The organism is Sphingobium sp. B2 (genome assembly GCF_007693735.1).
GTDB classification, from domain to species: Bacteria; Pseudomonadota; Alphaproteobacteria; order Sphingomonadales; family Sphingomonadaceae; genus Sphingobium; species Sphingobium xenophagum.
Map to the genome: position 1 here is coordinate 2,784,931 of NZ_VDBZ01000001.1, position 17,846 is coordinate 2,802,776.

Sequence of the window (17,846 nt, forward strand, 5' to 3'; positions counted from 1 at the left end):
GCTATTGAAACAGGACATCACAGGGTGACGCTGGCAATCATAGGCGCAGGCATGGCCGGGCTGGCCTGCGCCGACCGGCTGGCGGAAGATGGCATCGCCGTGCGCCTGTTCGACAAGGGGCGCGGGCCGGGCGGGCGCATGTCTACCCGCCGGGTGGAAACCGCGATCGGCACCGCCAGTTTCGATCATGGCGCCCAATATTTTACCGTGCGCGACCCGCTGTTCCGCCTTCAGGTCGATGGCTGGGCCGCAGCCGGGGTCGCTGTTCCCTGGCCTGAAGCCGGGGCCGACGCCTGGATCGGCAACCCGGCGATGAACGCGCCGATCCGCCATATGGCGGCCGCCCATCGGGTGGATTTCCTGCATCATGTCCATGGCCTGCAACGCGACGCGGCCGGTTGGTGGGTGCGGCTGGACGCAGGCATGGAGGGGCCGTTTGACGCGGCCATCGTCGCGCTGCCTTCCGAACAGGCCGCCACCATATTGGGTCTGCACGATCTGGCGATGGCGCGGGTGGCGATGACGGCGCGATCGCAACCCTGCTGGACCGCGATGATCGCCTTTACCGAACCCGTCGACCTGCCGGTCGATCATCTGACCGGCGGCGGCATCCTGTCATGGGCGGCGCGCAACAGCGCCAAGCCGGGACGCGACGGACCGGAAGCCTGGGTCGTGCAGGCCAATGGCGCCTGGTCGGCCACCCATCTGGAAGAAAGCCCCGACACCATCGCCCCCCTGTTGCTCGATGCGCTGGGGCAGATGACCGGCGGGGCCGCGTTGCCGCCCGTGGCGTACCTTACCGCGCACCGCTGGCGCTTCGCCATGACGCGCGGCACCGACAATGGCGCGCTGTGGAACGATCATATCCGGCTGGGCGCGTGCGGCGACTGGCTACTGGGGCCGCGCGTCGAACTGGCCTGGCTGTCTGGCCGGATGCTCGGCGCGCGGGGTGCGCAGGATTTGACGCTGCCGGTTGCCCGGTCGGGCTGCCGCCTTAATCCACGAAATTGCCCGGTCGGGCGAACGTCGCGATATCCTTGCGATCGCTTGGCACCTCGCGCGCTTGCAAGGCTTCGGGCAGGGCCGACTTGTCGCCCATCCGCCCGATCGCCACCGCGGCCTCGATACGGAAACGGTCCGGCACCGCCAGTTCGGCGCGGGCGGCATCGAAATCCACGCCGCTCATCGCATGGGTGTGATAGCCCAGCCGCGTCGCCTGCAGCGCCAGCAAGGCCCAGGCCGCGCCCGCATCGAAACTGTGGCTGTGCGACGGCTTGAAATCGTCCGATCCGGGCGCGGCAGTCAGCGTGTCGGACAGGATATAGACCAGCGCGCCGGCATGCTGCACCCAGCTTTGGTTGAAGGGCAGCAGGAGGCCAAGGAACCGGCTCCAGTCGGCGCTGTCGCGATGGGCATAGAGAAAACGCCATGGCTGGTAATTGAACGCCGACGGCGCCCAGCGGGCCGCATCGAACAGCGTATCAAGATCCCCCTGCGGGATGGACGACCTGTCAAAGGCGCGGGGCGACCAGCGTTCCACAAATAACGGATCGACCGCGCGGGTCACGGTACGGGGAGTGGTGGCCATGGAGGTTCCTTGCGTGCAGGTGAAAGACCGCCTCCATATAGGGTGGATATTGCAGTTGCGAAGGGGTCAGCGGATCGCTTCGCAGGGCTGGCCAGGCCGATTGCCCGGATCATGCGCCCGCATGCAGGTATCGGCGTCCCGCTCCAGCAAAATCACCGTGGGTTCGCGCAAGAGCGCCCGCGCCAACCGCGCCCGCAATCGGGCAAAGCGCCCGTCCTGCCCATATCGTTCGATCATGCATCCCCCTGCCGACTCACGCAGCTTATCTATCGATCCTATAGACAAAAATCGCGCAAGCAATGCTGAGCAGCGAGACAGAAATGCTTTGGGGTGGGCGGCAGCGTGGCGCGCGGGGTCCGGCACGGCAGCCGGAATCGGGTCAGGCCGGTCTGGCAGGACCGGCCACCCTGAAGATTGGGGGGCACCCTGACGCGGGTGCCTGCAACAGTGTCAGCGCTGGGCCAGCTGGACGCTCGACTTGCGGCTGATGGTCAGGCCGTTGCGGGCCCATTCGCCCTTCGACTGGCACTGGGTGACGGGGATCAGCGAACCGGTCACGGTTTCGCGGAAGCAATAACGGTCGGTCTTGGCGTCATAGGTCACCTTGGCTTTTCCAAAGCTGCCCCGTGCCTCGGCAAAAGCGGGGGTGCTGGCGGCCGAAACGGCGAGCGTGGCGGCAACAACGGCGGCGGCGAAAGCGATGGTCTTCATGATGAATGTCTCCCTGAATGATGGTTGGCGATCCGTATTGGATCATGCCAACAACATTGCAGGAGGCGTGCCAGTTTGAAAAAACCCCGGAAAACCGTGACTTTTCGATCCAGCTTCTGAACATGGCGTGAATTTTTTGCCATTGGTTGGCAATATTTCCGAACTGTCCGTCATTTTTTCGCGACTGATTCAGACAATATTTTCCTCGGCCCCTACAGGCGGAAAAATCATCGGCGCGTCACCCTCGCGCCAGGGCGGGACGCGCAGCATTGCGGCGGCGAACAGGGGGCTATGCAGATGGATGTCGAGCCAGCGACGCAGATGGGGCAGCGGCTGCGCCTCGAACCAGGCCGGGTCGATTGCCGCGAACTGGCGGACGAAGGGGAAGATCGCCATGTCGGCCAATCCGCGCGCCGCGCCGCATAGCTGCGCACTCATGTGCAATCGACGGTCGAGCACATGCAGCCAGTCCAGCGCCGCGCCGCGGTGGACCACCGGATCGCTGCCATGGCGATCGGGATATTTGGTCCGGTCCAGATGCATCTTGAACGGGCCGTCATTGGCGGCGATCAGGCCAGCATCGTCCCGCATCAGCCATCCTTCCGGATCGGCCCGCCCCAGCGCCCAGCGCATGATGTCGATACTCTGGTCGATCACCTGCCCATCGGGCAGCACCAGCACCGGCACGGTCGCCTTAGGCGATGCCTGCCGCAATGCATCCGGCTTGTCGCGCAACACCACTTCGCGCAGCGCAACCACCTGCCCGCTGACCAGCAAAGCCAGCCGGGCGCGCATCGCATAAGGGCAGCGGCGGAAGCTGTAGAGAATGGGAAGCGACGACATGGGAAACACCGCCCTTATCGCGCAAAAGCACCACGACAGCAATGGATCGACAGAAAACTGGCGGAGAGGCAGGGATTCGAACCCTGGGTACCGTCACCGGCACGCCGCATTTCGAGTGCGGTGCATTCGACCACTCTGCCACCTCTCCGCAGAAGGCCGGGACATGCGGCTTTTCGCACAGGAAAAGCCCGTCCCAACCGGGTCGAGCGCGGCCATTAGCGAATGAATCCCGCCTTGCCAAGCTGGCTTGTCGGTATTTTTCTTGTGTGGCGGGCGAAGGCTCCTAAATTGGACATATGAGAAACACGATTCAGATTTTCGGCACGGGCGTCAGCGCGCCGCCGATTGTCCATGCCCGCTTCAGCATTGGCGACGTCGTCAAGCATCGCATGTTTGGCTTTCGCGGCGTCGTGTTCGACATTGACCCGGTGTTCGCCAATAGCGAGGAATGGTATGACGCCATCCCCGAACATGCGCGGCCAGACAAGCAGCAGCCATTCTACCATCTGCTCGCCGAAAATGGCGAATCCAGCTATGTGGCCTATGTCAGCCAGCAGAATCTGATCGCCGACGACAGTGACGAGCCGGTCGATCACCCTGCCATTACAGGTATGTTCGGTGCCTATGCGGACGGCAAATATCGCCTGCGCCACCTCCATCGCCACTAGGGCGACCGCCGCGCTGCTGCTGGCGCTCGCCGTGCCCGGCGCGGCTGGTGCGCAGGCGCAGGATCGGCCGCCCAATCCCGACCCCGCCTTTCCGTTCGCGCGGGAGATCGAGGCTTTTGCCAAGGCCAATGCCAAAAGCCCTCCGGTCGATGGCGCGACCCTGTTCCTGGGCAGTTCCAGCATCCGACTGTGGGACATAGCGGCAAGCTTTACCGACATTCCGACCGTCAATCGCGGCTTTGGCGGGGCCAGCACCCCCGACGTGTTGCGCTATTATCGCCGCCTTCTCCCGCCGATCGAACCGCGCACGATCGTCGTCTATGTCGGCGAGAATGACCTGGCTGCGGGCGCCAGCCCCGACCGGGTCACCACCGACATATTGACCCTGCTCAAGCGGCTGCGCAGCGACTATCCGCGCGCGGAGATCGCCTTCCTTTCCCTGAAACCCAGCCCGATCCGCTGGACCTTATGGTCCAAAATGGCGGCGGTGAATCAGGCGATCGCCCATCGCGCCGCAAAGGAGCGCTTCACCTTCCTAGACGTCGGCAGCCTGTTATTGGCGCGTGACGGCCTGCCCGACGCCTCGCTCTTTCGCCCGGACGGACTGCATATGAACCCGCGCGGCTACCAGCGCTGGACGCGACTGGTCGACAATTGGCTCGATCACGCCACCCAGACGCCAAATGCGACAAGAAAGGCCTCCTGAGCCACCCGATTGCACTTTCCGATTGATCCATAGCCAAGCAACATTATTACAAGTCCGGGCGACAAGCGCCAAGCCAAGGGGATAAAGGGTGACAATGGAGAAGGCACAGGCCAGCGCGATGGCCGAACTGACGCTGCGCGGGGTGATCCTCGGCGCGCTCATCACGCTCATCTTCACTGCCGCCAACGTCTATCTTGGGCTCAAGATCGGGCTGACCTTCGCCACATCGATCCCCGCCGCCGTCATCTCGATGGCGGTGCTCCGCCTGTTCGCAACCGGCACGATCCTGGAAAATAATATCGTCCAGACCATCGCGTCGGCCGCAGGCACCTTGTCCGCCATCATCTTCGTGCTGCCGGGGCTGGTCATCATCGGCTGGTGGCAGGGCTTTCCCTACTGGCTTTCGGCCTGCACCATCGCCTTGGGCGGCATATTGGGCGTCATGTATTCCGTGCCGCTGCGCCGCGCGCTCGTCACCGGATCGCCCCTCCCCTATCCCGAAGGCGTCGCCGCCGCCGAAGTGCTGAAGGTTGGCGCCGGATCGCGGCTGGGCGAGGAAGAAAACAAGCGCGGCCTGTCCGCGATCCTGCTGAGCGCGCTGGCTGCCGCTGCCTTTTCCATCGTCGCCAAGACCCGGCTGCTGGCTGAGGAAGCCGCAACCTTCTTCAAATTCGGTGCAGGCGCGACATCCATGTCGACCAGCTTTTCCATGGCGCTGATCGGCGTTGGGCATCTGGTCGGCCTGTCGGTCGGCGTCGCCATGTTCGTGGGCCTGCTGATCAGCTGGGTCGGCATCGTCCCCTACCTGACAGCGCCCTTGCCCGCCGGCGCGGACCTAGCTGATCTGGTCGGCACCACCTTCCGCATGAAGGCGCGCTTCATCGGCGCAGGGACGATCGGCGTCGCCGCGATCTGGACCCTGCTCAAAATCCTTGGCCCCATCGTCAGCGGCATCCGGTCCGCCATGGTCGCCAACGCCACGCGCAAGGCGGGCAATGCCGGCCTGCTGGAACTGACCGAGCGCGACCTGCCGATCGGCATTGTCGGCGGCACCATCATTGCGTCAATGCTGCCCATCGGCGTGCTGCTGTGGATTTTCGCCCAGGGCGGGCCGATCGCGGCCAATCCCATTCCGGTGATCGCGCTGACCTTGGCCTATGTGCTGGTCGCGGGCATCGTCATCGCATCGGTCTGCGGCTATATGGCCGGCCTGATCGGCGCGTCCAACAGCCCGATTTCGGGCGTCGGCATCCTGGCCGTGCTGGGCGCGTCACTGATGCTGGCGGCGATCTACGGCTCCGGCGGCGATCCCGATCGCGCGCAGGCGCTGGTCGCCTATGCGCTGTTCACCACCGCGATCGTGTTCGGCATCGCCACCATTTCGAACGACAATCTGCAGGATCTGAAAACTGGCCAGCTGGTCGGTGCGACCCCGTGGAAGCAGCAGATCGCACTCATCCTGGGCGTGCTGTTCGGCGCGCTCGTCATCCCGCCGGTGCTCGACCTGCTCAACAGCGCCTTCGGTTTCGCCGGGGCGCCGGGGGCCGGCCCCAATGCCCTGCCCGCCCCGCAGGCCGCGCTCATTTCGGCCCTGGCCAAGGGCGTGCTCGGCGGCGATCTCGACTGGGGATTGATCGGCATCGGCGCGGGGATCGGCGCGGTCGTGGTGCTGGTGGATGAATTGCTGGGCAAGGCAGGCAAGCTGCGCCTGCCTCCGCTGGCGGTCGGCATGGGCATCTATCTGCCGATGGCGCTCACCCTGCTGATCCCGGTCGGCGCGGTGATCGGCCATCTCTATAATCGCTGGGCGTTGCGCCAGTCGCACCCGGAATTTGCCGAGCGGATGGGCGTGCTGATGGCCACGGGTTTCATCGTGGGCGAAAGCCTGTTCGGCGTCGCCTTCGCCGGGATCGTCGCGGCGACGGACAGCGACACGCCCCTCGCGCTGGTCGGCGAAAGCCACTGGGCCATTCCCCTGTCGATCCTGATCTTCGCGTCGGTGATCGGCGGCCTGTACGCCAAGTTGAGGCGCTGGGCTTCCGCGCCCCTGGCCTGACGGCCTCCGTCAAGCCCTGTCCTAAAGGGAAGCGGAAACGGATCGCTATTTGTGCATTGCTGATGCTTTGGGAAGACTCACTAGACGGGCGCAGCGATGATCAACGACCATAACCAGGCAGGGCCGCCGGACGTAAACCAGGTCAGTCTGGATGATGCCGAGGCGGTCGACTATTGGACCCGCCGTTTCGGCGTATCGCGCGAGGAACTGGAGGAAGCGGTCGATACGGTGGGCGAAAGCGTCGACGCCGTCGCGGCCTATCTGAACGTCGCGCCCTGACGTGGGCCGGGATTAACCCCCTCTCGCACGAAATGGGCTGCACCAGTCGGCTTGCGCGCGCCGCTACGTCATAAATGCAGCCTTCACGAATTTGTCACGGTTCTGGAATGACGCTGTAACATCAATCTCCCAATGCGCGCCCCAACGACAGGCGGGCGGACCAATACCGCATTGCCGCGCACAACAGGGAGTCCTAACGATGAACCACCGCCTTCGCGGCGTGAGCCGCTTTGCCATCATGCTTGCGCTCGCCAGCCCCGCTGCAGCAATTGCCGGCACAATCACGGGCACCGTGTCCGACGGCACCGGCACCCGCGCCCTGCAATCGACCCAATTGCGCATTGTCGAAACCGGCCACATTGCTGAAGCCGGACGCGACGGCAGCTACCGCTTCCCCGACATGGCGCCCGGCACCTATACCATCGAAGCGCGCTATACCGGTGCCGATCCGGTCCGCACCACGGTAGTCGTGCCTGCCAGCGGCGATGTCGACGCCGACATTCGCATCGGGTCGGACATCGATTCATCCATCATCGTTGTGGGTCAGCTGGCCAACCAGGCGTCCGCCCTGTCGCGTCAACGTGCAGCCGACGGCGTCGAAAGCGTTCTGACCCGCGACGCCATCGGCCAGTTTCCTGACCAGAATGTCGCTGAATCGCTGCGCCGCCTGCCTGGCGTCAACATCCTGAACGACCAGGGCGAAGGCCGCTTCGTATCGGTCCGTGGCCTTGACCCCGAACTCAACGCCGCATCGGTCAATGGCGCCCGCCTGCCGGCGCCCGAAAGCGACGTTCGATCGGTCGCGCTGGATGTCGTCCCATCCGAACTGATCGAATCGATCGAGGTCAAGAAATCGCTGACGCCCGATATGGACGCCGACACGATCGGCGCGTCGATCGAAATCAACACCACCAGCGCCTTCGACCGGAAGAAGGATCTCTATTCCGCAAAGGTGGAGGGCAGTTACAACGATTATGCCAACACCGTCACGCCAAAGGGCAGCGTCGACTTTTCGACCCGACTGACCGATCGGTTCGGCATTTCAGGTGGCCTGAGCTATTATAAGCGCCGGTTTGAAACCGATAATATCGAGGCGTCAGACTGGACCAGCAGCGACGATGGCATCGACTATGCCGAAACGCTGGAATATCGCGACTATGACGTGGCCCGCAAGCGGATCGGCGCCACGCTCAACATGGACTGGATGCCCAGCGACACCACGAAATTGTACGCGCGCGGTATCTACAATCAGTTTGACGACCATGAATATCGCCGCCGCCTGACCTTCGTTCTGGACGAGCAGCCTGCATCAGGTGATGCCGACAGCGCAAACTTCACCGATGAGGACGGTCGCATCGAAGTGCGCCGGGATCTTAAAGACCGGTTCGAACGGCAACGCATCAAGTCGCTGGTTTTGGGCGGCACCACGGAAACCGGGCCGTGGAAGCTGATCTATTCGGGCAGCTGGTCGGAATCGAGCGAAAAGGAAGCAGGATCGATCGATCCGATCCGCTGGCGCGCCCGTTTCGACGGTGATGGCGTGGACGTGAATTTCAACTATGCCGACCCGCGCATCCCGACATTCGACGTGACCAGCGGCGCTGATCTGTTCAACGACCCGTCGGAATATGCATTCAACCGCGTCGAGCAGACAATCCTGTCCGATTCTCGCGACCGCGAATATGCGATCAAGGGCGATATTGCCCGCGCCTTCGCAACGGATAGCGGCACCTTCACCGTCCAGGCAGGCATGAAGGCGCGCTGGCGCAAGAAAAGCTATGACTTCAACATGAACTATTATGACAAATCCAATCTCGATCTGGCGGATGTATTGGGTGACCAGACCTATCGTCTGGCCAATATCGGTCCGGTCCCGGCCAAGGGCGCAGCGAGCGATTATTTCTATGCTAATCAGAGCGCGTTCCGGCTGGACCCCGTCGCCAGCGAATATGAGTCCGCCGCTGCCGACTATGACGCGAAGGAAGATGTGCTGGCCACATATCTGATGGGGCGTTGGGACAGTGAGACGCTGCGTCTGATCGGCGGCATACGCATGGAACAGACCCGCAATGTCCTGCGTGGGAATCTGGTCGATACCGATGGCGATGAAAACAGCATAACGCCCAACATCTTCACCAAACATTATACCGACTGGCTGCCCAGCCTGACTGCGCGCCTGGAACCGTCGCAGGGGCTCGTTTTCCGTGCCGCGGGCTATAAGAGCCTGGTCCGTCCGAAGCTGTCGCAACTCGCGCCGCGTTTCCTGCGGGACGAGGATGGCGCGGCCGAATTCGGCAACCCGGATCTCAAGCCATTCCGCGCGTGGAACCTGGATGCGTCGGCTGAATGGTATTTCAGCCGCAATGGTGCGCTGACCGCTGGCCTGTTCTGGAAATCGATCAAAAACTATACCGCGCAGATCCGCGACTTTGACAATGGCAGCTATAACGGCGTTGCCTATAGCGAAGCGTCCTACTTCGTGAATGGCGACACCGCCAAGGTGAAGGGCGTCGAACTGTCCTTCAGCCAGGTGTTGAACTTCCTTCCTTCGCCGCTTGACGGCCTGCTGGTGAACCTCAATTACAGCTATACCGACGCCAAGGCGAAGATCACCAGCTATGATGGTGACGATAATGCCTATCTGCGCACCATCGGCCTGCCCAACGCATCGAAGCACACCGCCAACGCCGTGCTGGGCTATGAAAAGGGTCCCCTCTCGCTGCGCGCAGCCGGCACCTATCGCAGCAAATATCTGGACGAGGTTGGCGACGCGCCCGACACGGACCGGATCGTCGACAATCATTTCCAGCTCGACCTGTCAGCCAAATATAAGGTTCTGCCGGGCGTGCGCCTGTTCGCAGACTGGGTGAACGTCAACAACGCCAAATATTTTGCCTATCAAAACTTCAACGGCAACAAGCGTCTGCTGCAATTTGAAGAATATAACTGGACCGTGAAGTTCGGCATGGCGGTGAATTTCTGATGAAAGCGATCGTCTCCGCCCTGCCCTTCCTCGCCCTCGCCGCCTGCGCGACGACGGGCGAACGGGAAGTCCCGGTGTCGGTTCGTATCGCCAATGCCACGCCCGCCGTCTCCGTGACTGCACGCGGCGAGACTGCGCCGGTCGGCACGACCAATGCCGATGCGGCGGACGATCCCGCGATCTGGCGCAATGCCGCTGATCCTGCCGCCAGCCTGATCGTGGGCACGGACAAGAAGGCGGGCCTTTATGTCTATGGTCTGGACGGCAAGGTGCGCGACTTTCTGGATGCGGGCCGGGTCAACAATGTCGATCTGAAGGATGGGGTGACGATCAATGGCAAGCGCGGCATTCTGGTCGCCGCCAGCGACCGCAACGTCGTCACCGATGCCAAGATCGCGCTCTTCCGGCTCGATCCCGCCACCGCCAAGCTGACCGCGTTGGGCAAGGTCGATGGCGGCGCTGGCGAAGCCTATGGCATCTGCATGGGGTCCGACGCTGACGGGCTTTACGCCTTCATCGTGCTGAAGGACGGGACGATCAATCAGGTCGCGCTCGACATGTCCGGCGCAGCGCCCATGGGTCGCATCGTCCGCACGCTCAAACTGGGTACGCAATCGGAAGGCTGCGCCGTCGATGACCGCACGGCACGCCTTTATGTCGCGGAGGAAGATGTCGGCCTGTGGCGTTTCGATGCGCGCGCGACCGGCCCGGCCACGCCCGTGCTGATCGCGGCGGCGGATGGCAAGAATCTGGTTATGGATGCCGAAGGCGTCGCCATCGCGCCCATGGGTGAGAAGGACGGCTATGTCCTCGTTTCCAGCCAGGGCGACAATGCCTATGTCGCCTATCGCCTGTCCGACGACGCCTATGTCGGCCGTTTCCGCGTGGTCGATGGCGCGATTGGCGGGTCGGAAGAAACCGACGGCATCGAGCTGATGCTGGGCGATTTCGGCCCGCAATTCCCCGGCGGGCTGTTCGTGGCGCAGGACGGCCACAACGCGGCGGCGGCGCAGAATTTCAAACTGGTGGCGTGGGACGATATCGCGAAGGCGCTGGGGCTGTAATGCCCCTCCCTTCAGGGAGGGGTTAGGGGCGGGGCTGTACACGCCCTCCCCCGACCCCTCCCGCAAGCGGGAGGGGAGCGATCAACTTTTACTTTTGCCCGGCGAACCAGGCCGCCAGCGGCGCCTTCAGCCGATTGCGCGTTTCGATCCGCGTCTTGATCGCGGCGATGGACCGATCCACCACCTTGCGCGATTCGGGCGTCAGATATTGGGTCGCATAGGCGTCCAGCTTGGTCGCCATCGCCGGGTCCGCCGATCCGCCGCCGAGTCGTGCGAGGGCTTGGCTGCGCGCCGACACGTCGATCAGCGCCTCATATTGCGCCCGGTGCGCCAGCACATAATCGACCGCCAGCATCGGATGTTCAGCGCCGACCTGCGCGATGATCGCCGCACTGGTCGTCTTGCCCGGCTCATCGGTCAGCGCCAGATCGAGCGCCTGCTGACCCAGCTTCTCATCCTTGGCCGCGCCCAAAAGCGCGAACAGGCTGCTCTTGTCCAGATCGGTCTTGGCACCCTTGGCCATTGCGCGCAGCTTGTCCCAGGTTGCCTGGTCCGCATTCTTCGCGATGATCGCCAGCCACACATTGCGCAGCGGCCCGTCGAGCGCGGCGGGATCGCTCGCCAGCGCGGCAAAGCGACGGTTGGCTTCGGCGACCACCGCCTTGTCACCCATATCGCCCAGCGTGGATACTAGTGCCGATCGCAGCACCGGCACCTGCGCGCCTTCGCCCGCCTTCGCATCATAGCCGATGGCCGTGAGCGCCGGGGTCAGCTTGGCCGACGTATAGGCCGCGACCCGCCCCTGCGCCGCCTTGTCGCTTTCCAGCATGGCATAGGCACTGTCGAGATAGCCCGGCACCTCCGCCAGCACGGCGGGGCTGGCGGCCATCGGCACCGCGTCGATCAGGTCCAGCGCAAGCCCGATCGGCTGATAGCCGGCCAGCCCCAGCTGGAAATTATCCGCCAGCAATCCGGTCTGGTCGATCGAGGCCAGCCTGGTGAAATCCTTGGCCAGCGCCTGCACATTGGCGGCGGGATAGAGCGAGCGATAATAGCCCGTCTGCCCCGCATTGACGACATAGGCGCCGCAACCGGGCAGCGTCATCTGTCCCTTGCCCTGCAAAATCAACCGCTGCGGCGCGCCGCCGATCGTCTGCGCCATCACCGGCACATTCCATTTCAGCGGCGCCTTGCCCTTGGCATCGCGGCTATATTCGCCCTGGCTCAGGCTCAGCACCGTCTGCCCGCCCTGGCATTGCGCGCTTTCGACCGTCACCAGCGGGATGCCCGGCTGGCTGGTGAAATCATGGGCGATCGCGACCAGACCCTTGGCGCCTGCACCTTCGACTGCCTTCCACAGGTCATCGGTCACGGTGTTGCCATAAGCGTGCGCCTTCATATAGCTGCGGATGCCATTCTTCCACACATCCTCGCCGGCAAAGCCCTCCAGCATGGTGATGACCGCCTCACCCTTCTGGTAGGTGATGGCGTCGAACGCCTGATTGACCTGATCGACCGTGGTGATTTTCTGCACGACCGGATGGGTGGTCGCGAGCGAATCGAGGCTCATCGCTGCCTCCCGCCCGTCCACGCGGGTCAGCAGCATTTCCCAGTCGGGTTGCAGCTTGTCGGTCACCTTGGTCGCCATCCAGCTGGCGAAACCCTCGTTCAGCCAGAGATCGTCCCACCAGGCCATGGTGACCAGATCGCCGAACCATTGATGCGCCATTTCATGCGCGACGGTTTCGTAGATACGCCGCTTGGTCGCTTCGGATGTGAAGCGCGGATCGACCAGCAGCGCGCGTTCGAAGGTGAAGATGGCGCCCCAATTTTCCATCGCGCTGAAAAACTGGCTCTGGCCCGGCCCGGCAACATTGTCGAGCTTGGGCAGCGGATAGGGCACGCCGAAATAATCGTTGAAATAGGGCAGGATATTGACCGACGCGTCCAGTGCCAGCGTCGCCTTGCCGCTATTGCCCTTGCCCGTGATCACGCCCACTTCGGTCGCGCCCGACATCTTAGTCGCGCGCTCCAGTTCGCCAAGGCCGAAGAAGAGCAGATAGGAGGACATTTTGGGGCTGGTGCCGAACGTCACCTGGGTCTTGCCGCCGCCAAGATCCTTGGTCGTTTTCACCGGCATGTTGCCGACCGCCAGTTCGCCGGTCGGAATGATCGCGCTCAGATCGAACGTCGCCTTATAGCTTGGCTCGTCCCAGCTCGGCACGAAACGACGCGCATCGGGCGCCTCGAACTGGGTGAACAGCGCGCGCTTCGCCTGGCCTTCATTATTGGTATAGTCGAGTGCGAACAGCCCGTTCGCCTGCGTGTTGATGACACCGGCATAGGTGATCGCAAGCTTATACTGGCCCGGCGTCAGCGGCTTGCCGAAATCCAGCGTCACGGTCTGCGCCTCGGCATCCACCTTGGCGCTGCCCTTCATCGCCTTGCCCTTTGCCGGGGTCAGCATGACGTCGCCAATGCTGAGGTCAGCGGCGTTCAGCACCAGGGTGGGCATCGCCTTGCTGACTGTGACGTCGATCATCACCTTGCCGGTGAAGGAGAGGTTCGCCGCATCGGGCGTCACTTCAATGGCATAATGAGTCGGCGCAGCGCCACGCGGCAATTGGGTGGTGATTCCGGCAGCGGGACCGGCGGCGGTACCGGCCGACGAACCAGATTGCGCCAGCGCGGGCGTGGCAAGGGCGATGGGTGCGGCCGCGATCAGCAGCGGCAGGATTTTGGCAAGCGACATAGGATTTCAGACTCCGACACGTCAGACAGGCTTGGGTCCGATCGGACCGGCACCGTGATGAAACGCGGGATAGCCCGTTTCGCTGCATCGGTCACGCGATGACATGGCGTCGCGATGTCGCTGGTCGAACATTGTTGTGCGTTCGTCAAACAGTGGGAGGCGCACAGCGCCGCCCTCGGTTCGCCCTGAGCCTGGCCAAGGGCCGCAGAGCGACGAGGCTTCGACAGGTTCAACCCAAACGATTTGGTTCTTCATCCCCGCCCGCGATAGCCGGGCACATCCTGCGCGGGCAGCCATAAATCCTGCGGCGGCGCGCCCGATTGCCAGAACACATCGATGGGGATGCCCCCGCGCGGATACCAATATCCGCCGATACGCAGCCAGACCGGCTTCATCTCCGTAAACAGCCGTTCGCCGATGCCCACCGTGCAATCCTCGTGAAAGGCGGCATGATTGCGGAATGAGCCCAGAAACAGTTTGAGCGATTTGGATTCGACGATCGTGTCGCCGGGCGCATAATCGATCACCAGATGCGCGAAATCGGGCTGGCCCGTCACCGGGCAGAGCGATGTGAATTCCGGCGCGGCAAAGCGGACCAGATAATTGCGGCCGGGGCGCGGATTGGGGACATAATCCAGCACCGCCTCTTCCGGGCGGGCGGGCAGGGCGCTGGTCTGGCCCAGATGGAGCGGGGTCAAGGCAGGGGCGGTCATGGCGCTGCCCTACGCGATCGCACGGCTGGTGTCATCGGCTTCTCATTGTTCACTTGCGGTTCAGCCGCGCTTGTGCCTTGGCTCGGCCCATGGGGTATCATCGTTCGTTCCTGTTCGCCGCGCCGTTGCTGCTTGCGCTGCCTGTTCATGCCCAGCAGGCGGAGGACGCCGCGCCGGTCTTTACCCTGCCCCCCGCCAGCGCGCCGCAACCGGCCAATCCCAACCGGCAGGGACCGGAACTCGACGTGTTCCGCGCACCCGCGACAACATCGGCCCCGCCGCCGGTCATAGCGCCGACGATCACGCCGACGCCCGCACCCGCCCAGCCCGCGCCACAAGTCCCCGCTCAACGGGCCGCGCCACCGCCTGCCCGCCCGTCCCGCGCTACCCCGGAACAGACAGCGCCCCGTGCGGCAGCGGAACGCGCAACGCCTGAAGCTGAAAGCAGGTCCGCCGCCACTCCAGCGCCGGAACGAACCCAAGACCCAGCGCCGGAATCAACGCCCGCGCCGCAGCCTGCCCCGACGCCCGCCGCCAGTGCGCCAGAAGAAACACCGCCGCCACCCGCGAACGCGAACACCACGCCCTGGCCGTGGATCATCGGCGGTGCGCTCTTGCTGCTGGCGCTCGCCGCCTTCATCCTGCTGCGCCGCCGTCGCCCGACTGCACCGGATGCGGCAGAGGTGGAGATCGCGCCGCCCGCGCCTGTTCCGGCTCCCGCCCCGCCCAAAGCCGCGGCTGCGCCAAAGCCCACGCCGACGTCCGAACCCGCACCCGAACCTACACCCGCCGCCGCGACACCTGACGCACCCGATCGCCCATGGCTGGACATGGCGCTGGACCTCAGCCTCGCGCGCTATTCGCTGGTCGGCATGACCGTGGGCTATACGCTATTGCTTCACAATCGGGGCGATACGCCCGCGCAGGATGTGCTGGTGCGCGGGATCATCGGCAATGCAGGGGCGGAGCAGCAGGCGCTGCTCCAGTCCTTCTTCGCCCAGCAAAGCGGCCTGCCGCTCCATTCCGCCATGGCGATCATGCCGGGCGAAACCCGGCGACTGACCGGCGAGTTGCGACTGATGCCCGACGAGATCGTGCCGGTGACGATGGGCCAGCGCAGCCTGCTGATCCCGCTCGCCGCCTTCGACGCCAGCTATCACTGGGGACCGGATGGGGGCGAACCGCAAGGGCATGGCCGCACCGCCCGCGCCTTCATATTGGGTCAGGAGCAGGAGCCGCCCGCCGACCGGCTTGCCCCGTTCCGCCTTGATCAGGGACCACGCCAATATCGCCGCCCCGCCACCCGCGCCGCAGGGGAACTGGTCCCGTCCTGATCCCCCTTTCCAGCCCAGCCTGCGCGCCCTACTAATAGGGTGTAGCGCCACGAAATCAGGCCAAAGGGCATTGCATGGACATTCTCGTTTCGACCGACTGGCTGGCCGCAGAACTGGGCAAGCCGGACCTTTGCATCCTCGATGCCAGCCTGTTCCTGCCCGGCACGCCGCGTGACCCGCGCGCCGAGTTCGAGGCCGCCCATATCCCCGGCGCGGCCTTTATGGACCTGCCGACCCTCAACGACCCCGACGATCCGACCCCCGGCATGCTGCCGCCCGATGCGCTGATGACGCAGCGCGCGCAGGCGCTGGGCATCAACGCCGACAGCCGCGTCATCGTCTATGACAACAGCCCCACCCGCAGCGCGGCGCGCGGCTGGTGGATGGTGCGGCTCTATGGCCTGGGCGCATCGGCCGCGATTCTGGACGGCGGCCTGCCCAAATGGGTGGCCGAGGGCCGCGCGACACAGAGCGGCCCCGTCACCCCCGCAATCGGCAACGCCATCGCCCGCCGCGCCCCCGGTCAGGTCCGCACCAAGGCCGACCTGATCGCCAATCTGGCAAGCCATGACGCGCAAGTGCTGGACGCGCGCGGCGCGGGTCGCTTCACGGGGGAAGAGACCGAACCGCGCCCCGGCATGGCGTCTGGCCATATCCCCGGATCGCGCAACCTGCCCTCCGCCGCGTTATTCAATCCCGACAACAGCATGAAGACGGGGGACGATCTGCGCCAGTTGTTGCACGACGCGGGAATCGACCTGGACCGCCCGGTCATCACCACCTGCGGCAGCGGCGTGACCGCGGCGATCCTGCTGGCGGGCCTCGAAATGCTGGGGAATCGCGACGTCACCCTTTATGACGGCAGCTGGTCCGAATGGGGCTATGATCCCGCCACGCCCAAGGCGACCGGCCCGGCATGAGCAAGGGGGGATCGGACAAGGACGCGCGCAAGCCGCTGACCAAGCTGGCGCAGGCGGGGCGCAAGCCCGAATGGACCGGCATGCCCGGCCAGCCCGGAGCGATCGTCAGCCCGCCGGTCTGGCGCGCATCGACCATCCTTTATGATGATGTCGCCCATCTGCGCCGCGCGGCAGGCAGCAGCACGCATGAGCGGCTGTTCTACGGGCGCAAGGGGACACCGACGGCCTGGAGCCTCGCCGACGCGCTCACCGAAATGGAACCGGGCGCGGCGGGCACGATGCTGTTTCCGTCGGGCGTCGCGGCGATCGCCTGCGCGCTGATGGCGGTGCTCAAGCCGGGCGACCGGCTGTTGATGGTCGACAGCGCCTATGACCCGACCCGCAACTTCTGCACCCAAATGCTTGATAGTTACGGTATCGAAACTATATTTTACGATCCGCTCGATCATGTTCAGCTTAGTGTCGCCTTAGCCGATGAGAGGGTCCGCGCCCTCTTCCTGGAAAGCCCCGGCAGCCTGACCTTCGAGGTGCAGGACGTGCCCGCCATCACCGCGCTTGCGCGCCAGCATGGCGTCACCACGCTGGCCGACAATACCTGGGCGACGCCGCTCTATTTCCCCGCCCTGTCCCATGGCGTCGACATCTCGATCCTCGCCTGCACCAAATATATTGTCGGCCATAGCGACGTCATGATGGGCAGCATCACCGCCAACGACCAATGGTTCGCCAAAGTCCGGCAGACCGCCTATCTGCTGGGACAGATGGTCAGCCCCGACGACGCCTGGCTCGCGTCGCGCGGGCTGCGGACGCTCGGCGTACGCCTCAAACAGCATCAGGACAGCGCGCTTGCCGTTGCCCGCTGGCTGAAGGATCAGCCGGAGGTCGCCCGCGTCCTTCACCCCGCGCTGCCCGACTGCCCCGGCCATGCCCTGTGGCAGCGCGATTTCAGCGGATCGACCGGCCTGTTCAGCTTCATCCTGAACGGCGGGGACGATGCGGCCCGCGCCGCCCTGATCGACGGCCTGGCCCATTTCGGGATCGGCTATAGCTGGGGCGGCTTTGAAAGCCTGGCCCTGCCGATCGATCCCGCCCGCTACCGCAGCGCGACCGTCTGGCAGGCGCAGGGACCGGCCATCCGCCTTCATATCGGACTGGAAGATCCAGCCGACCTGATCGCCGATCTCGCCGCCGGCCTTGCCCGTTTCCGCGCCGTCCGCGACGGGTCGTAG

At 64.5% G+C, this 17,846-nt stretch carries 15 protein-coding genes, 1 tRNA gene and 1 pseudogene; 10 read left to right on the top strand and 7 right to left on the bottom strand.

Features of this window, described 5'->3' with window-relative positions; all coding sequences use genetic code 11:
• Nucleotides 1-24: 24 nt before the first annotated feature.
• Nucleotides 25-984 (top strand): annotated as a pseudogene (locus FE851_RS13660) (NAD(P)/FAD-dependent oxidoreductase); the annotation flags it as partial.
• A 10-nt stretch (nucleotides 985-994) separates the two neighbouring features.
• Here the strand turns inward: FE851_RS13660 and FE851_RS13665 are convergent.
• The 5 genes from FE851_RS13665 to FE851_RS13680 form a co-directional block, all read right to left on the bottom strand.
• Nucleotides 995-1,588, bottom strand: coding sequence for a nitroreductase family protein (locus tag FE851_RS13665; protein WP_145203174.1), 594 nt, complete (start codon nucleotides 1,586-1,588; stop codon nucleotides 995-997).
• A gap of 66 nt (nucleotides 1,589-1,654) precedes the next feature.
• Nucleotides 1,655-1,825, bottom strand: coding sequence for a hypothetical protein (locus FE851_RS26170; RefSeq protein ID WP_186378817.1), 171 nt, complete (start codon nucleotides 1,823-1,825; stop codon nucleotides 1,655-1,657).
• Nucleotides 1,826-2,038: 213 nt separating this feature from the next.
• A complete protein-coding gene (locus tag FE851_RS13670; protein WP_017181675.1) occupies nucleotides 2,039-2,299 on the bottom strand; it encodes a hypothetical protein in 261 nt (86 codons plus the stop codon).
• 189 nt (nucleotides 2,300-2,488) lie between these two features.
• Nucleotides 2,489-3,142 carry a glutathione S-transferase gene (locus tag FE851_RS13675; protein ID WP_145203177.1) on the bottom strand — a complete coding sequence of 218 codons (654 nt, stop codon included), beginning with the start codon at nucleotides 3,140-3,142 and terminating at the stop codon, nucleotides 2,489-2,491.
• A 58-nt stretch (nucleotides 3,143-3,200) separates the two neighbouring features.
• Nucleotides 3,201-3,290 (bottom strand) — tRNA-Ser (locus tag FE851_RS13680).
• Nucleotides 3,291-3,438: 148 nt separating this feature from the next.
• Here FE851_RS13680 and hspQ point away from each other — a divergent pair.
• The 6 genes from hspQ to FE851_RS13710 all read left to right on the top strand — a co-directional run bounded on the left by hspQ (nucleotide 3,439) and on the right by FE851_RS13710 (nucleotide 10,898).
• Nucleotides 3,439-3,810 (top strand): heat shock protein HspQ, encoded by a 372-nt coding sequence (hspQ, locus tag FE851_RS13685; RefSeq protein WP_019051949.1) that lies wholly within the window; start codon nucleotides 3,439-3,441, stop codon nucleotides 3,808-3,810.
• Nucleotides 3,767-4,516, top strand: coding sequence for a GDSL-type esterase/lipase family protein (locus FE851_RS13690; RefSeq protein WP_145203180.1), 750 nt, complete (start codon nucleotides 3,767-3,769; stop codon nucleotides 4,514-4,516). The genes hspQ and FE851_RS13690 overlap by 44 nt, the downstream gene beginning before the upstream one ends.
• A 94-nt stretch (nucleotides 4,517-4,610) precedes the next feature.
• The gene (locus FE851_RS13695; protein WP_231377672.1) at nucleotides 4,611-6,572 is read left to right on the top strand and encodes an OPT family oligopeptide transporter; all 1,962 of its coding nucleotides are present in this window, start codon (nucleotides 4,611-4,613) and stop codon (nucleotides 6,570-6,572) included.
• A gap of 96 nt (nucleotides 6,573-6,668) precedes the next feature.
• Entirely contained in the window at nucleotides 6,669-6,851 is a 183-nt protein-coding gene (locus tag FE851_RS13700; protein WP_017181681.1) for a DUF3606 domain-containing protein, read from the top strand.
• 199 nt (nucleotides 6,852-7,050) lie between these two features.
• On the top strand, nucleotides 7,051-9,834 hold the full coding sequence (locus tag FE851_RS13705) for a TonB-dependent receptor (RefSeq protein WP_145203183.1): 2,784 nt from the start codon (nucleotides 7,051-7,053) through the stop codon (nucleotides 9,832-9,834).
• A complete protein-coding gene (locus FE851_RS13710; RefSeq protein WP_145203186.1) occupies nucleotides 9,834-10,898 on the top strand; it encodes a phytase in 1,065 nt (354 codons plus the stop codon). Before FE851_RS13705 ends, FE851_RS13710 begins: the two co-directional genes overlap by 1 nt.
• 88 nt (nucleotides 10,899-10,986) lie before the next feature.
• On the opposite strand, the gene FE851_RS13715 is transcribed toward FE851_RS13710, so the two are convergent.
• On the bottom strand, nucleotides 10,987-13,650 hold the full coding sequence (locus FE851_RS13715) for a M1 family metallopeptidase (protein WP_145203188.1): 2,664 nt from the start codon (nucleotides 13,648-13,650) through the stop codon (nucleotides 10,987-10,989).
• 251 nt (nucleotides 13,651-13,901) lie between these two features.
• Complete coding sequence (gene queF / locus FE851_RS13720) at nucleotides 13,902-14,363, bottom strand: preQ(1) synthase (protein WP_145203190.1); 462 nt, start codon at nucleotides 14,361-14,363, stop codon at nucleotides 13,902-13,904.
• A gap of 89 nt (nucleotides 14,364-14,452) precedes the next feature.
• Here queF and FE851_RS13725 point away from each other — a divergent pair, with 89 nt between their 5' ends.
• The 3 genes from FE851_RS13725 to metC all read left to right on the top strand — a co-directional run bounded on the left by FE851_RS13725 (nucleotide 14,453) and on the right by metC (nucleotide 17,846).
• Complete coding sequence (locus tag FE851_RS13725; RefSeq protein WP_145203193.1) at nucleotides 14,453-15,697, top strand: hypothetical protein; 1,245 nt, start codon at nucleotides 14,453-14,455, stop codon at nucleotides 15,695-15,697.
• A gap of 74 nt (nucleotides 15,698-15,771) precedes the next feature.
• The gene (locus FE851_RS13730; RefSeq protein ID WP_145203196.1) at nucleotides 15,772-16,617 is read left to right on the top strand and encodes a sulfurtransferase; all 846 of its coding nucleotides are present in this window, start codon (nucleotides 15,772-15,774) and stop codon (nucleotides 16,615-16,617) included.
• Complete coding sequence (gene metC / locus FE851_RS13735) at nucleotides 16,614-17,846, top strand: cystathionine beta-lyase (RefSeq protein WP_145203200.1); 1,233 nt, start codon at nucleotides 16,614-16,616, stop codon at nucleotides 17,844-17,846. Before FE851_RS13730 ends, metC begins: the two co-directional genes overlap by 4 nt.